Annotated in this window: 12 protein-coding genes; 5 read left to right on the top strand and 7 right to left on the bottom strand. The window is 38.0% G+C overall.

Translation table 11 applies throughout. The features are described from left to right. Positions 1 to 532 precede the first annotated feature (532 nt). From ACFIJK_RS00660 to ACFIJK_RS00680, 5 genes are all read right to left on the bottom strand, one after another. Positions 533 to 1,423, bottom strand: coding sequence for a metallophosphoesterase family protein (locus ACFIJK_RS00660; RefSeq protein WP_375625089.1), 891 nt, complete (start codon positions 1,421 to 1,423; stop codon positions 533 to 535). Between the two features lie 895 nt (positions 1,424 to 2,318). After that, positions 2,319 to 4,415 (bottom strand): glutamine amidotransferase, encoded by a 2,097-nt coding sequence (locus tag ACFIJK_RS00665; protein WP_375625762.1) that lies wholly within the window; start codon positions 4,413 to 4,415, stop codon positions 2,319 to 2,321. Next, positions 4,412 to 7,210, bottom strand: coding sequence for a DUF4159 domain-containing protein (locus tag ACFIJK_RS00670; protein WP_375625764.1), 2,799 nt, complete (start codon positions 7,208 to 7,210; stop codon positions 4,412 to 4,414). The genes ACFIJK_RS00665 and ACFIJK_RS00670 overlap by 4 nt, the downstream gene beginning before the upstream one ends. After that, positions 7,207 to 8,118, bottom strand: a complete 912-nt coding sequence (locus ACFIJK_RS00675) for a DUF58 domain-containing protein (protein WP_375625766.1) — start codon at positions 8,116 to 8,118, stop codon at positions 7,207 to 7,209. Before ACFIJK_RS00675 ends, ACFIJK_RS00670 begins: the two co-directional genes overlap by 4 nt. After that, entirely contained in the window at positions 8,119 to 9,150 is a 1,032-nt protein-coding gene (locus ACFIJK_RS00680) for an AAA family ATPase (RefSeq protein WP_375625768.1), read from the bottom strand. A gap of 246 nt (positions 9,151 to 9,396) precedes the next feature. On the opposite strand from ACFIJK_RS00680, the gene ACFIJK_RS00685 reads away from it, so the two are divergent. Further along, positions 9,397 to 10,650, top strand: a complete 1,254-nt coding sequence (locus tag ACFIJK_RS00685; RefSeq protein WP_375625770.1) for a CCA tRNA nucleotidyltransferase — start codon at positions 9,397 to 9,399, stop codon at positions 10,648 to 10,650. Positions 10,651 to 11,187: 537 nt separating this feature from the next. Here the strand turns inward: ACFIJK_RS00685 and ACFIJK_RS00690 are convergent. After that, positions 11,188 to 11,664, bottom strand: coding sequence for a tRNA (cytidine(34)-2'-O)-methyltransferase (locus ACFIJK_RS00690; protein WP_012754878.1), 477 nt, complete (start codon positions 11,662 to 11,664; stop codon positions 11,188 to 11,190). Positions 11,665 to 12,392: 728 nt separating this feature from the next. Here ACFIJK_RS00690 and petA point away from each other — a divergent pair. The 4 genes from petA (at position 12,393) to ACFIJK_RS00710 (ending at position 15,643) form a co-directional block, all read left to right on the top strand. Further along, positions 12,393 to 12,941 (top strand): ubiquinol-cytochrome c reductase iron-sulfur subunit, encoded by a 549-nt coding sequence (gene petA / locus ACFIJK_RS00695; protein WP_375625083.1) that lies wholly within the window; start codon positions 12,393 to 12,395, stop codon positions 12,939 to 12,941. 4 nt (positions 12,942 to 12,945) lie between these two features. Then, a complete protein-coding gene (locus ACFIJK_RS00700; protein WP_375625773.1) occupies positions 12,946 to 14,202 on the top strand; it encodes a cytochrome bc complex cytochrome b subunit in 1,257 nt (418 codons plus the stop codon). Beyond that, positions 14,196 to 15,089: a cytochrome c1 gene (locus tag ACFIJK_RS00705; protein ID WP_375625775.1), complete on the top strand. Its 894-nt coding sequence runs from the start codon at positions 14,196 to 14,198 to the stop codon at positions 15,087 to 15,089. Before ACFIJK_RS00700 ends, ACFIJK_RS00705 begins: the two co-directional genes overlap by 7 nt. Positions 15,090 to 15,202: 113 nt before the next feature. After that, a complete protein-coding gene (locus tag ACFIJK_RS00710; protein WP_375625080.1) occupies positions 15,203 to 15,643 on the top strand; it encodes a PRC-barrel domain-containing protein in 441 nt (146 codons plus the stop codon). 158 nt (positions 15,644 to 15,801) lie between these two features. Here the strand turns inward: ACFIJK_RS00710 and ychF are convergent, their stop codons facing one another. Further along, the gene (gene ychF, locus ACFIJK_RS00715; protein ID WP_375625777.1) at positions 15,802 to 16,905 is read right to left on the bottom strand and encodes a redox-regulated ATPase YchF; all 1,104 of its coding nucleotides are present in this window, start codon (positions 16,903 to 16,905) and stop codon (positions 15,802 to 15,804) included. Positions 16,906 to 17,001: the final 96 nt, after the last annotated feature.

Genomic DNA, 17,001 nt, shown 5'->3' on the forward strand with positions numbered 1-17,001 from the left:
CTGTATTGACGATAAATCAATCAACATCATTTGTTCATGAACTACAAGTATGTTTGGTTATTGAAATTATATACTTTAGTTATTGATTTTCAGGTATAGAATCTGAATGAGGTTCTCTATTATTCTATAGAATATACATCACTGTAGTGGTATAAGGATTTTGCGCATTAGATGCTTTTGGAGGAGTGTATGATAAAATTCAAGGCATGATTTGTGTGTAGAACTTTGTGAAGTCAATCACATGCACAATTAGCAGGTGGAATCTGTGCGACAAGAATCTGGATTATTTATAGATCAGGTGTGGTAGAAGTTTTCGTCCTTTAGGACGGGAAGGAAGTAGACCGATGAGCTTGTAAAGCCAGTCATATAAGAGGGGTAGCAGATAGAATTCTCTGAGAGAAATTAATTTATCGACAGAGAAAGTGAAACTTTGTCTTTTAAGGAGAAAAAGGGAAATAAGAATTATGATTTCCAAAGGGATATGAAATAAAAATATTTTCGTTTTTGGTTGTTTTGGCAACTATGAAGGTGTTTAAAGATTAATTGTTTCAATACATGCAATCTCGTTTTGAGGGTTGATAATGCTATAACGTTGCAATTGGCAGTGCCATTGATTTTGTAAGTGTTCAATGGAAAATAAATTAAAGCCTGCGGGTGGTTTTTTATCACCAAAAGCTTGTGATGCGGAAGGAACACCAACAATAGGAATTTTTTTAATTGGTCCTTCAATGTAATTCAATGTGGGTAAATGAGTATGTCCGTGAAGAATAAGTTCGCAACCGTGATATTTGATAACGTCTAGAAAACGTTTTATATCTCGTAGTTTTTTATGCCAAGATGTTGCCTTGGGAAAGGGGGGATGGTGAATCATGACGACACGAAAAAGGTTACGCTGTGCTGCTTCCTTTAAAAAGAGCGGTAAAGTTTGCGCTTGCATTTTACCAAAATAACCAGAAGCTTGAAAAGGTGGTGTCGCGATGGCTGAAGAAGTTGCTATGATGGCGACATTTTTGCGAATGCGCATATAAGGAAAAAGAAAGGCGCTTTTTTGAGGGACATCACCTGTGATCCAAGGTTTAAAAAGAGTACATGCTTTTTGGAAAGCACCGCGGACATAGGCGTCATGATTTCCAAATGTCAAGGAAATATCTTGAGGTTGTCCTAAGTTAAGTAGCCAACGATGTGCTTGTTCAAATTCCTTATCTAGAGCAAGATTAACAAGATCACCAGAGATCACAAGATGATCAGGTTTTTTTTTGTTCAAGACATCTATTAAAGTTTCTAGGACATTTGTTACCATTTGACTCTTACGTTTTCTTTGCCAATTCAGATAACCGGTAAGACGCTTTCCAGAAAGTTCAAAAAGGGAAGGTTGCGGGAGAGGGGAAAGATGTACATCCGATATATGGGCAAGATAAAACATAAAAGCTCGTAGAGTATTAAAAATGATTTAGATAATAAGCATAAGATAAGTTGATACTTAAAGGCAAGAAGGATTGTAAAATGAAAAATAGCTTGTTGAAAATATGAGAAAATTCTTTTAAGAATTAACGCTGTATTGTATTTTTTATGAAAAGAACAACATAATACAACATATCATTCTTGGTAGCCGATATGTTTTTTCTATGATGGGATAGACTTTAAAATGATGGTCATAAAGTTTTAAGACTTTTAAACAGCTTTCATACGACCACACATTATCATAAAAAATCTAATTATTCAGTATAAAATGCAAAAGAATGTATTGTATTTATCAGGAATTTTTACGGTTTTTGGCTGCCATGTATTGCTTTTAACGGGAGATTTTTTCACGCAAAACAGAACGATTCAAGAAGAAGATCCCAAATAAAATATCATTGTGTTGTACATTCATATATTTGTTTTGAAGAGATATTTCCCAGTGCGCTTGATCGCATTTCACGAAAGTTCTCAATTCTATGAAAAGTCTCGTTTATAAGGCTTATTATGCGCCACCATTTTACATTTATACAAGGTGCAAAGTAAAACCATCATACTATTCCCTCCCAATTTTGTGAAAATCCTTGCTTTAAGAGGATTCATAAGAGGTACTTTACTCTTTTCTTCAATGGTGTTTATTCATACAGATCTCTTTTAATGATGTGCAAGCGAGTGATTTTAATTAATTTAATATAGAAAGTATTACAAAAAAGAAAAACCCTACAGGGAATAATAACTCAATATGACAATAATGATAAATTATCATTATAGATCAATGTTTTTATCTAATTGTAAAAGACAAGAAAATACACAAAAAAATAAGCTGAATTTTAAGACTATTATATGAAATTTCAGATTTTTCAACGGCTTTCACGATACCACATGCTGCTCAACAGTAAAAGGCAAGCAAGCAGCGCCAAGAAACCAGAAAATATCGAAAAATAAAAGGTATTAATTAAACGGGTTTCTGTCGCTTCTTTCAGAACAATTGAATGTGCTGGGGAAGAAGACGGGTTTATTTTTGATTGAATCAGCTTGAATGGAGGAAGATGAATGTTTTCTTTTCCCTCAGGGTGTAACCGTCCGATGTAACCACCGGTGTGCTTAATAATGGGAGCTAGTTTTTCTTGTGTTGAAATTAAGTCAAACAATTCAAGATTATCGAGTATCCCTACAGAAGAAAGTATTGTTAAATCGCCATTTTTAATGGTAAAAATTCCTGTTTCATCAGTGGTCCCGGTTGCGCTGAAGAGACCTTCTTGCTCTTTGGTGAGAGTGATATTTTCTTTTTTTCCAGAAGGAAAGGTTATTTCAGCGGGTTCTGGATGGTCTTTTAGAGTTTGGCGGCGAATTGTTAAATGATGATGGCTGCTGGTTGCACTTAATTTTTCTTCCTCAAGCTCTGGTTCTTTCATGAGCCAATGGGCAATACGACGATAAAGAGCTGCATAAGGACCGCCGCCTTCGAAACCTCGTGCCCAAAGCCAACTTTCATCGGAGAGCAACATGCCTACACGTCCTTTATCAACATGCGCGAGAAGTAAAAGTGGTTGTTCATCGGCTCCTTTCATGAGGGCGATTCCGTTATTTATGTTTTGAATAGCAATTTGTCGCAACCATTGCCCCCATTGAGAAGCTGGAAGGTTAAGTGTTGCAAGTCCCCTTGTGACAGGATGGCGCTCACCTTCTTTGGTTAATGTGGGGCGAAAAGGCTTTTCAATAATAGTTCCATTGGGCAATGCCGGTAGAATGCTTATTAAAGGTGTTTTCGCAAGTGAGTTGTTTTTTGTAAATTCAGGTCCTGTTACCATCAGCAATGCACCCCCCTTTTGTACATATTGGGCGATATAATCATAATAGATTAAGGGTAGAGCAGCAGAGTGCTGGTAGCCATCAAGGATGATGAGATCAAAGTTATTAATCTCTTCAACAAAGAGTTTTCTTGTCGGAAAGACCACCAAGGATAATTGGCTTAAGGGCGTATTATCTGCTTTGGTGGGAGGACGTAAAATAGTAAAGTGAACAAGATCAATATTGGAGTCACCTTTCAAAAGGTCTCGCCATGTCCGTTCTCCATTATAAGGAGCACCTGAAATAAGAAGAACGCGTAAATTTTCTCTGATTCCTTCAATGATTGTTATGGCGCGGTTGTTTTCAAAGCTTAGTTCACCTTTGTGTGGATCGGTTATCACTTGGATAATATTTTTTTCAGCATGAGGAAGGGTAATTTCAGTTTGAAAAATCACGCCAGGAGTTACAGAATAATGGCCAATGTCTTGCCCATTGACGCTTAATGTAATATTTGCTTTCTGTGGTATTGTTTTTTGGGCTGGCCCTTTATCTTCTACCAAAATGGAGAGCGTTTGTGGTTTGTTGACAAGGGCAAAGCGTGGAGGAGAAATAAACTTGATTTGGCGATCAAATTCATCTGAGTGCCCTGTAATCAGGGCATTGAGAGGGGCTTCATGATGAAGGTCTGATAGGTCAGGAATGTCATGCACTTGTCCATCGGTGATAAAAATGGTTCCTGCATAACGAGAGGGCGGTACATCAGATACTGCTTGTTTTAAAGCCTCAAACAAATTCGTTGAGGGCGCATACTGATTATCAGCAAGTTTTCCAGCTTCAATAAAGCGTGGTTCAAATTGTGGATAATGCGCTAATGCTTGCGTTAATTGCGCGCGCGCTTCATCACTGTCGTTTGTACGTGTTCCAAATGTTTGGCTTTTGCTGCGGTCAATAACAATACCTACGGTGCTTTTCAGTGGTTCGCGCTGTTCTTTTATGATCATTGGATTGAGCAAAGCAAGGATGAGGGCGCTTAATGCCATCAGACGAAATAAAGAACCTTGACGTTGCGTAACAAGACCAACAACGACAAAAAGCATTGATATTCCACTTAAGAACAGAATCCAAATGAGTGGTAAAAAAGGCTGAAAAGTGAAAAATGATATCATTGCCTTCTTTCTCTTTTAAAGCGTTCCAAGAGTGCTGGAACATGAACTTGGTCCGCTTTATAGTTTCCTGTAAGAACATAAAGGACAATATTTAAACCTGCACGAAATGCCCATAGACGTTGCATTGGATCATTGGGAACAAGGGGATATTTCCATGTCCCTTTTTCATCGAGTGCCCAAGCCCCGGCAAAGTTATTGGCGGTGATGAGAAGAGAACTTACATTATCACCGCTAGCAAGAGAATTTTTATTTTTTTTGTTTGTTGATGAGGATTCAATCCATAAAGGTGAACCACGGTAGAGACCAGGAAAATCTGGCATAATATAAAAAGAACGTGCAACAACATGATCCGTTGATGCTGGCTCAATGGATGGAATATTTAACTCTTTTAAGATATCTCGTAATCGTTGCGTTTCTGGAGTGGCATCTCCTTCAAGATTAAGATTACTCTTTATCTGATCGCGTGTGTCAAATAAAATTGTTCCCCCATGTTTCATAAAGTTATTTATTTTTTCAAGACTTTTGGGGGTAGGTATAGGACTCTTAACATCAATTGGCCAGTAAATAAGAGGATAAAAAGAGAGTTCATCTTTATCGAGATCAAGTGCTGTAACAGAGCCTGGGGTAAGCATTGTACGTTCTGCGATAAATTGACTTAACGCTTCTAGACCACTTTTACTCGTTGTATCAATTTCATGATTATTGGTTATAACATAGGCAAGATGTGTTGCACCAGCAGCTTGTACACTATCATGATGATTTTCTTTCGTTTGTGCATGAAGTGTTGGATCATATGAAAATAAGGCAATAAGACTTATAAAAGGGAGGAGAAATATATTACGCCGTTTCATGAAAGAAAAAATATCTCCCATCCATAAAATGAGAAAATTGTCAAAGGCGAATAATAAGATGGCTAATCCTAAAAGTGGACCGATAAGATTTTTTTCTTTTGTATCGTAAGATAAAGGGCTTTTATTAAGAGAAGTTGGCAATGATGATTGTTTCATCAAGTGCGACGAATGAGTTAAGAGATTGAGTGCATAAAAATCGCTTTTGACACCATAAAGTCCTGGGGGAGTATTATAGGAAGGATGGGGTGGATTTTGAGAGTCAAAGACCAGTGGAACAACATGAGAGGGCGGTACTTGTAATTGTCCGTCAGCGGCTATGGTTCGCCACGGGTTTTGTACCATTGTTCTTTTTTCTCTATGTGTTAGGTTGGTGTTTTCGTGAGACCCTAATGTGATTAGTTTTTGCAACATTTGTGCAAAAAAGCCAGAAAGAGGAAGATTAGACCATGTTGGGTCAGGAGCAACATGAATGAGAATGAGGGTTCCTTTACCACGTTTTGCTGCGGTAATAAGAGGGGTTCCATCCGCAAGGCTAAGCCACGTTTTTTCAAAAAGATCTGGGGCTGGTTCTGCGAGGATTTGGCGCGAGACAGAGACATCTTCTGGAAAAGGGAGATCAAAGAAAAAACTATTTTTTGCAAAAGGAGCAAGCTTTTGTGGTTTCGTCCAAGACATAATACTTCCAAGGAAACGTTGACCCTGACGCAGCGGTATCGGAAGGAGACTATCATAATGTTCTGCACTACTGAGTTTTTCTCCTGCAAAGCGGATGAGTGTTCCCCCTTTATTCACAAAATCAGAAAGTTTTTTTTCTGCTTTTTCAGGCATGTTAACCATGTCGCTCATAATGAAAACAGATGGATTTTGTTTAAGCAAATAATCAATATCCGTTGAAAGCTCTCTTCCACCGGCGGTTATAAGCTGTGTATATTCCTGTAATGCTTTGATAATGTAATAAAATGGAGAAAGTAAAGGCTGTGCCATTTCATTGGTATCGGGTGATAGAAGAGCAACACGGCTTATCCTATTATGGCTGTCTACCAAGAAAGTTGCAGCAGCATGGTTTTGATTATTCATTTTTATCCAAGCGATGTCATTGCGTAGTTCAAGTGGTACATCAAAAGGGACAAGAGCTGTTGTTTCTCCTTCAGAAAAATTTTTCGTAAATTGACCGAGAAGTTGATTGTTTGAATCGTAGAGGTTGAGTGTAGCGGAAGTTTTGCCGTGTGTTGTTGAGCGGATAATACGCGCGACCATACTTCCATCATTATTTTCTACGGATGTTATACCGATTAAATCGGAAATATCCGCCAAATACCATAAGAATTTTTCAGGTTTTAATTCTTCAAGCAAAGCAAAAGTTTGCTCATCTTCATTTGTTTGTAATCCATCACTTAAATAAGCAATATCAAGAGGTTTTCCTTTGGTTATTTTTCTGAGTTTTTTTAAGACATGCACACGGTTGACAGACCAAGGACGCGGTTGCAAATGCATTAAATGCTGTTTTATAATCTTAGCTGGTTGGGGCTCTATATTGGAGATATCATTTTCAGCCGTTGCAACAAGGTAAATATTTTTTTGCTGTTTTTCTGCCTGTGTAAGGAGCATTTCAGCGATAGAGATGCGCTTTTTCCATTCTTTTACAGAAGCCCAACCATTATCAATAATGAGTGCAAGGGGTTGAGATCCCGAAAAGCTGATTGGTTTTTGATTCCACGTGGGGCGTGCTAAAGCTATGATAACAAGTGCCGCTATGGTTAAACGCAACAAGAGCAACCACCAAGGTGTATGTTTTGCTGTTTCCTGCTGATGAGTCGGTTTGGGTAAGAAGCGTAACGGAGGGAAAAGCTCTTTACGCGGAGATGGAGGAGTTATCCGCAACAGCCACCAAATGACCGGTAGGAATAAAAGCCCTAGTAACAGAAAGGGAGCAGAAAAACTCAAAGCGCCCCCCTTTTTTGCAATGGAGAGCCGCCCATTGTATTTGCAAGATAAAAAATGGTCTCTGTTAAAGGTTGATCCGTTGTACTAACATGATAAGACCATCCTTGGCGTGCGCAAAAATTTGCCAATTCTTGTCGCCTTGCGTGATATAGTTTACAATAGTTCTTACGAAGATCTTCTGCTTTTGTGGAAACATGTTTCTCTTTCGTTTCAGGATCAAAAAATTCTGTGTGGCCTGTGTAGGGAAAGCTTTCTTCTGCGGGATCAGAAATTTCAATTAAATGAGCTGTCACCTGTTTTGTAGTTAAAACAGTTAAATGTTGGATGATTTTTTCAGGATAGTCGAGAAAATCACTCATTATAACGACATGTGAAAAGCGTGTAATCGTTGAAAAATCCGGAAATGAATTTTCATCTGAATGATTTTCTAAAGCAAAGGCTATTCGCTCTACGACATTTGATGTCATTGTGGGGGACATTAAGTTTGGAATAGCAATATGTTCGCCACTGCGAGCAAGAAGTGATGCTAGGGTAAGGGTAAGAATAATGGCATGATTACCTTTAGAGATTTTAGAAAAGCGCGAACAGTAATGCATTGATGCGCTCTGATCGAGACAGAGCCAAACGATTTGTGTCATTTGCCATTCGTGTTCGCGGAGATACGTATTTTCATCACGCGCTGAGCGACGCCAATCAATGCGGGTAATGGATTCTCCTTCCATATAGGGACGAAATTGCCAAAAGTTTTCCCCATTACCGCGTTTACGTTGTCCATGCCATCCGGTTATCAGTGTATTAGCGATATGACGCGCTTGTAAAAGGAAATATGGCATTTTGCCAATATCCTTATGGAGTTCATTTGCCAGCGACAATGGAGGCTTTTGTAAAACTTTTTTGCCAATAGCCATTCAAAGAGCATCTTTCACAAGATTATTGATAATATCTTTTACGGTTATATCTTCAGCACGGGCAGAAAAATTAAGAGCCATGCGGTGTTGTAATACGGGATAGGCCAATGCTTCAACATCATCAAGTGAGGGGGCTAAGCGTCCATAATAAAGAGCACGGGCGCGAACACAAAGTGAAAGGGCTTGTGATGCCCGTGGACCAGGTCCCCAAGAAACATAAGTATTAGCAAGGCTATTGTCTTTATGAGGGCGAGTTGAGCGGACAATTTTTAAAATAGCTTCGATCACATTTTCTGAAAGAGGCATTTTGCGAACGATATTTTGAATTTTTTGCAATTTTTTGGCAGATAAAATTGGTTTTGCATTTGATTTCTTTTCTTTTGTTGTTTCTAAAATGATCCGTCGCTCTGTTGTGAGGTCAGGATAGTCAATATCGATTTGCATCAAAAAGCGATCTAGTTGCGCTTCAGGAAGTGGATAGGTTCCTTCTTGTTCGAGAGGATTTTGCGTTGCAAGAACATGAAAAGGTTGTGGCAAATCATAACGGTTCCCTGCAACAGTAACATGATATTCTTGCATAGCTTGTAAAAGGGCTGACTGTGTCCGTGGAGAAGCACGATTGATTTCATCGGCCATGAGAAGTTGCGTGAAAATAGGACCTTGAATGTATCGAAAAGAACGTTTACCGTCTTTATCGGAATCCATAATTTCAGAACCAATAATATCCGATGGCATTAAGTCAGGAGTAAATTGGATGCGTTTTTCGTCAAGCCCTAAGACTGTTCCCAATGTTTCAACAAGACGTGTTTTTGCAAGTCCTGGAGCACCAACAAGAAGGGCGTGACCACCAGCAAAAATAGCGATTAAAGCATATTCGATTACCTGATTTTGCCCAAAAATAACTTTGTCAATTTCTTGTTGTAAAATATCCAATTCTTTGTGTGCCGTATCAATATCATCAATAATGACTTGAGCCTCATGATTGATATTGACCTTTTTTACAGAATTGGATGATGGATCATGTTGACTCATATTTCTTCCTTAAGGCGTTTGTCGCAAAAATGGTAATTTTCTCTGCATGATAATGGATATCTTATTGTTTGTAACAGAAAATGAGAAGAAATGAAGTATCATATGCCATTTTTTCATATTCGTATACAAGAAGAGAAAAGTTTTTTGGAAGGAATAGACGTGTTTTATAAGGGATGTCTTAAAAATTTTGTTGTATGAAGAGAGTTCTTTAAAGCAATGAAGACAACTTTTTTGAAAGGTTAAAGGGTGAACATAAGACAGGACTTCAAACAGGTTGCGTGGTTACAACAAAGGGATATCCAAACACTTCTTCGTGTTTTGTCTTTGGAGGGAGAAGAGGCGCGTATTGTAGGGGGAGCAGTGCGCAATCAACTGCTAGGGCAGCCTATTAGTGATATTGATATTGCAACAACCTGTTTGCCGCAACAGGTTATTGCACGTGTAGAAGAAGCAGGATTTAAAGCTATTCCTACAGGGATTACTTTTGGTACAATAACAGTAGTTGCTCATTCATGTTCCTATGAGGTTACAACGCTTCGCTGCGATATTGAAACAGATGGTCGTCATGCAAAAGTGGCATTTGGTCGTGATTGGAAAAAAGATGCTGAACGGCGGGATTTTACGATAAATGCGCTTTATTGTGATGCTGCTGGCAATCTTTATGATGATGTGGGAGGTTTGAGTGATATTGCTAGCCGAACAGTTCGTTTTATTGGGATTGCAGAAGATCGTATTTGCGAAGATTATTTGCGTATTTTACGTTTTTTTCGCTTTTTTGCATGGTATGGAGCAGGGCGACCTGATGTACAAGGATTGAAGGCATGTGTTCGTTTAAAAGACGGTTTAAAAAAACTTTCTTCTGAACGTATTTGGGCAGAAATGAAAAAGCTTCTTACGGCGTTTGATCCAACGCGTGCTCTGTTATGGATGCGACAAAGCAGAATTTTGGCACTCATTTTTCCTGAAACAGAACGATGGGGTATTGATGCAATTCACGCATTGGTGAAGACAGAACACGCTCTTGGTTGGAAAGTTGATCCATTGTTACGGCTAGAAAGCCTTCTTCCTCCTGACCCCATACGTCTTCATGAAATGGCACAGCGCTTGCATTTTTCCCATAAAGAAAGAACGCGATTAAAAGAATGGGCAGAGTTAGAAATAATAAACCAAAACAGTTCTGATCATTTTGTGCAAAAACTGATTTATTTTCATGGACGACAGCCAGTTTTAGATCAATTATCGTTGTCTGTCGCTGCATCACATCTCGATAATCTGGAAAAAAGTGATGCTTTGCAAAAAGCAGAGGATTATGTCAAGCTTCATCAACTTGCCAAAAAATGGCAGATTCCAACTTTTCCCATTAATGGTAACGATTTAATAAAGAAAGGTTTTGCTAAAGGTGTGCTTTTAGGAAAAAAGCTTAAAGAGTTAGAAATGATATGGGTTGAAAGCGGATTTTTAATGGATCGTCATGTATTATTAGAAAAAATTGATTTATAATAATAATTCATTATTCGTCATGTGAAACAAGAGCTCTGAATATTGTAAGGTTATTTCAAACCTGTTCTTATTACATCAATCAAAATTATAGCCTTACACATTACAAGTGGGGAAATCCGTGTGAGGAAAAATGATTACAGAGAGAAAAAAAGTCTCGTATGAACCATTTCAAAGATAAGGATTTTGAAAGTGAAAACGGATAAAAAGAATAATGATAGCGGTTTGCACTTTGTATGAGCATAAAGAGGGGGATGTCCAATGGATTTTTACTATGAGGAGTATTTAATCATTCATAGGTGGTGATATGAAATGGATGTGATGAGCATTAAGAAATATTTATTTTATCAGCACTTGATTGTTGGAAAATGATAAGCGTTATACGCTCTAACTGTTCTTTATATGTTGTATATTGTTTTCGTGATAATTTATGGGTTTTTATAGGCATTCTGTAAGTTATTCCAAAAGTATTATTGAACTTTATGCGCTTTTAATTACTCATTATATTCTACTAAAGATTTTAATGGAATTGTTGTGTTTTTATAGATTACAGTTTCTTTCATGATAACCAATTTGTCGTAATGCTTCTCCCGTTGTTATGGCTACGCACATGGCGAGATTTAGAGAGCGTGCCTGTGGTTGCATGGGAATTTTCAATGTGTAATCGGCAGCTTCATGAACATAATCGGGAACCCCAGCTGTTTCACGACCAAAAAGTAAAACATCATTTTTTTGATAGCATATCTGCGTATAGCATGTTTTTGCTTTTGTACTTAAAAGCAACAGACGGCGGTTAAAGTGTTTCATGGAGCTTATAAAATGTTGCCAATCGATGTGTCGTTCTAAGGAAGCATATTCGAGATAATCCAATCCTGCGCGTTTGAGATTACGATCCGACAGATTAAAGCCTGCGGGTTCAATAATGTGCACATGTAAACCAAAACAAGCGCTGAGACGTAAAATCGTTCCAGTATTACCAGCGATATCAGGTTGGAAAAGAGCTATATGAAGTGTCATGTTCTCTGTAATATGATTTTTCTTTCGACTTTGTAAAGAAGCGCCACAATTTATTCGAAAAATATGCTTTGAGAAATACATGTTTTTTTACGTTTAATTTTTATTCACTTTAAATTTCAGGGAAAAAGTTATGTACACAGGTTTGTTTGGGATAAGAGAGAATCTCCCTATTAGGGACTTCCTTTATATTGAGCGATACATGAAATGGATTGGCTCATTATGTTGAAAAGTGGGATATTTAATAAGGTTAGATCATCCATTTTAATGAAAATCAACAAAATATGCTTTTTATGCAAAAGCAGAAGCGGAAAAAATACTCATTCAACCAGTTGGAATTGAGGGAGGGAGAGGTGCTGTAAATGTGTTAAAGAAATAATCGATAAGCTCAACTTATTTACTGAGACCTGGTCATAACAAGACTATGTTTCTTTCTTTAGGAGTGTTTATTTACACGCTATCTCCATTTTTCACAGGCGGGGGAGTAATTTTGATTGATTAATATGAATAGGTTTGAAATGAAAGAAGTTTACGGTGTTTCAGTATTTCATTCACTCTGTAAAACGATGAATTATCATTATAAAGCAGTTTTTTGTATAGACCATACAAATGGCAGAAGTTTTTTACAGGCATGTTGTTATGGTTGAGGCAACTCAGTGATCAAGCATTGTACAATGGGAGAGGGTATGGTAGAAGAATGTTTTAGCAAATAGTCTCTTTAAGTTAAGGCCATGGTTGAGCAAACGAGGCGGGATTTTCTGTTTTTGGTAACAGCTGTTGCAGGAGCAGTTGGAATGGGAGCGGTTGCGTGGCCTTTTATCCGTCAGTTGCGTCCAGATGAAGCTATTTTGGCATCTTCCTCTGTTGAGGTTGATCTTTCTGGTATTGAAGAGGGGATGTCGGTGACGGTAAAGTGGCGAGGACAGCCTGTTGTTATTCGAAATCGTACGACAAAAGAAATTGCTGATGCGCGCGCTACTAAATTAAGTCTTCTAAAAGACCGTCAAGCGCGAAATCCTAATCTTGAAGGTGAAAAAGAAGCAACAGATTTTGCGCGTTCAGCAGGTAAAGGACGTGAAAATTGGCTTATTGTTATTAATCTTTGTACGCATCTAGGCTGTGTAACACTTGGGCAATCGGGTAAATTTGGAGGATGGTTGTGTCCTTGTCATGGGTCTGTTTATGATACTGCTGGAAGAGTGCGGTCAGGTCCAGCTAACTATAATTTGGCTATTCCACCTTACCAATTTCTTTCTGATACTTTGCTCAAAATAGGATAAGGTTATGACAAGCTTTCCTCCTTATTGTCCTAAAAATGCTCTTGCTCGTTGGTTTGATAAGCGTTTTCCTCTTCCTCGTTTTTTTTATAATACATTTATAATTTTTCCTGTTCCGCGTAATCTTAATTACTTTTACACATTTGGCGGTATTTTGACCATTATGCTTTTATCACAGCTCTTGACTGGTATTGTCTTGGCTATGCATTATGTTCCAGATATTCATTTGGCTTTTGAAACTAGTGAACGATTTCGGCGTGAAGGGCAGTTTGGTTGGCTTTTTCGTCCATGGCATTCTGTAGGATCTTCGTTTTTTTTTATTGCTGTTTATATCCATTTGGCACGTGGACTTTATTATGGTTCTTATAAAAATATGCGAGAAATGGTGTGGGTTACAGGTATTTTTATTTATATCATCATGATGGCAATAGCATTTTTTGGTTATGTGCTTGTTTGGGGGATGATGTCTATTTCAGCGGCTTCAGTGATTGCAGGGCTTTTAAAAACGATACCTTTGGTGGGGACATGGTTGCATGAGACACTTCTGGGTGGTTATGGCGTAGGACAACCAACGTTGAATCGTTTTTATGTTTTCCATTATGTTTTATCATTTGTTTTGCTTCTTTTTGTGGGGCTGCATATTTGGGCAATCCATTGTGTTGGGCAAGGCAATCCAACGGGTCTTGCTATACAATCAGATAAGGAAACGGTTCCATTTTCACCTTATGCGCTTATCAAAGATATTTTTGCTATTACTGTTTTTCTGATCTTCTTTGCCTGGTTTTTGTTTTATATGCCCGATTATATGGGGCAGGCTGAAAATTATAATGTGGCAGATCCTTTAAAAGCACCTCTTCGTGTGGTTCCAGAATGGTATTTTTTGCCTTTTTATGCGATACTTCGTGCTATAACTTTTGATATTGGTATTTTCCCTTCCACTTTTGTGGGCTTTGTTTTATTCGTCAGTTCGATTTGCATTTTAATTTTTGTGCCATGGTTAGACCGCTCTAAAATATGTTCAGCAAGATATCGACCTGTTTATAAAATTTTCTTTTGGGCGTTGGTTATTGATGTCGTTTTCCTTGGTTGGTTGGGGTCAAGAGAAATAAATGACAAAATCCTTTTATGGACGCAATTGGCTACGGTTTATTATTTTATATTCTTTTTGGTTATTTTGCCTACTTTGCCAGCCTTTGAAAAAAATTGTTCTCTTCCTTCTTCAATTATGCAAGATTTAAAACAGAAAAAAAAGAGACTATGGTAAATGTTTTTGTCGGACTGATTGTTATCGTTGCTATGAGCTTTTCTGCTCAGAGTTTAGCGAGAGATGCCTCTGATCAGGAGGAGGAATTTATTTCTTTTCCTTTAAGGATTCCTAAAAAACAAGAATGGAGTTTTTCAGGTCCATTTGGGTTTTATGATAAGGCGCAATTGAGGCGTGGGTTAAAGGTTTATAAACAAGTTTGTTCCAGCTGCCATGGGCTAAAATATGTGGCTTTTCGCAATTTAAAAGCTCTTGGGTATGATCAAGAACAGATTAAAGCTTTGGCGGGGCAATATGAAGTGCGCGATGGTCCTAATCGAGAAGGAAAATTTTTTAAACGTGCTGGGGTTGCAACGGATTATTTCCCTTCTCCCTTTGCGCATGAAGAAGAAGCAAGATTTATTTTGAATAGTGCTTATCCTCCAGATTTGTCATTGATGGTACGTGCACGTAGTGTATCTTTGCCTTTTCCTGCTTTAATTACTGATGTATTATCTCATTATGATACAGCGGGTCCAGATTATATTACAGCTCTTTTAACAGGATATCAGAAGGCACCAGAAAATATGAAAATTGCTGAGGGTTATTGGTATAATCCTTATTTTATTGGCGGGAATTCTTTAACTATGGCTCCTCCTTTGAGTGATGGTATGGTTTCTTATGAAGATGGAACTCCAGAAATCATTGAACATTACGCGCGCGATGTTTCTGCTTTTTTGATGTGGGCTGCCGATCCTCATATGGAAATTCGTAAAAAAACCGGTTTTCGTGTTATTTTATTTTTAATCATTTTTGCAGGGCTTGTTTATATTTTAAAAAATCGTATTTGGTGTGGTTTAGAAGAAGAGTTAGAGAAAGAAACAAAAGACGAAATAAAGAAAAAATGATAAAGCGACAAGGCTTGAAAGAGTATAGAGTATAAAGAGCATAAGGAACAAATCTGTTTATGATGCATTGAGATTTTATAAAGTAAAAGCAAAGTAAAAACGGAGATGTTAAAATGAAAAAAATTGCATGTACTACTCTTATGTCAATTTTGATGGTTTCTAGTACTTACGCCCAGTCTTTTGAAGTGCCTTCAAAACCTGAAATGATCTCTTCTACGGGTATTGTACAGGTGGGGGTAGATAAGTCTGTGCGTTATGTGACACCTTTAGCAACGGATTTTGTTGCTTCCAGCCTTATAGGCGCCAATGTCTATAATATAGAAGATGAAAATATTGGTGAAGTAAAAGATATTATTTTGCGTGAAAATAATATTGCAGGGTTTGTTGTTGCTGTTGGTGGTTTTCTTGGCATAGGCGAGAGTTATGTAGTCGTTTCTCCAGAAACAATCCAGATGACAAATGATTATGGTAAATGGAAACTCATTACAAATGCGACAAAGGATTCTTTAAAGGACGCTCCAACATTTAAATACGAAGGGCGTTGGGCGCGCTAATTTTATATGTCCATTCTTTAATGGATAAAACTGTTGCTATCATAATAATATGCTAGCAACATTTTTTTTGTTCAAAAAATTCTTGGCAGCTTTTGCTACAAGATTCCAAGGACCTATTACAAGGTTTTCAAGATAAACTATTAAGACAGAGTGAAGATTTAAGTATTATGTTTAAATAACATGACATCGCCATCTTGTACAATGTATTCTTTTCCTTCATCGCGGGCTTTTCCTGCTTCTTTTGCACCACTTTCTCCACCCAGAGCAATATAGTCATTGTAACTGATGGTTTGGGCACGAATGAAACCGCGCTCAAAATCTGAGTGAATAACGCCAGCTGCTTGGGGAGCTTTTGTACCACGCGTAATTGTCCATGCTCGTGTTTCCTTAGGCCCACAGGTGAAGTAAGTAATGAGATCAAGCAAAGAGTAGCCAGCACGAATAAGGCGATTTAAACTTGGTTCGAAGAGTCCTAGAGCATTGAGATATTCTGATGCTTCAGCATCACTCAGTTGTGTGATTTCCGCTTCGATAGAAGCAGAAATGATAATGCTTTGCGCATTTTGCTCTGTTGCCATTTTTTCAACTGTTTGGGTAAAGCTATTTCCATGAGCGGCGTCATTTTCGCTTACGTTACAAACATAAAGTACAGGCTTGGAGGTTAAAAGATTCAAACTCTTAAGAATGGGGTGTTCATCGGAAGAGATATCTTTGAGTAATAACCGGACAGGGTTTCCCTGTTGCAGTATGTTTAATGCTTTTTCCATAAGGGGTAAAATTGTGAGAGCTTCTTTATCTTTTCCGGTTGCTCGTTTACGAATTTGTATGATTCGTCTCTCAAGACTTTCAAGATCCGCAAGCATGAGTTCGGTTTCAACGGTTGTGGCATCACTAACAGGATCAATACGCCCTTCTACATGGGTAATATCTTCATTTTGAAAACATCGTAAAACGTGGACAATGGCATCGACTTCGCGAATATTGGCTAAAAATTTGTTTCCTAAACCTTCGCCTTTTGAAGCTCCTCGTACAAGCCCCGCAATATCGACGAAGTTAATGCGTGTAGGAATTATTTCTTTTGAACCAGCGATTGATGCAATTTTTTCCATTCGTAAATCTGGAACAGCAACTTCACCGGTATTGGGTTCAATGGTACAAAAAGGATAATTGGCAGCCTGTGCAGTGGCTGTTTTTGTTAATGCATTAAAAAGAGTTGATTTCCCAACATTAGGTAATCCGACAATACCGCATTTAAAGCCCATGAGAGTCTTTCTTTTCTTTTGATTTTATAGTCAAGATAGCTTCTTTTTTATAGCATATTTTCAGAAGAGTTATAGTCTTTGTGTTGCGATAAGTGA

It is taken from the genome of Bartonella sp. PS17NMGDW, from assembly GCF_042193555.1.
GTDB classification, from domain to species: domain Bacteria; phylum Pseudomonadota; class Alphaproteobacteria; order Rhizobiales; family Rhizobiaceae; genus Bartonella; species Bartonella grahamii.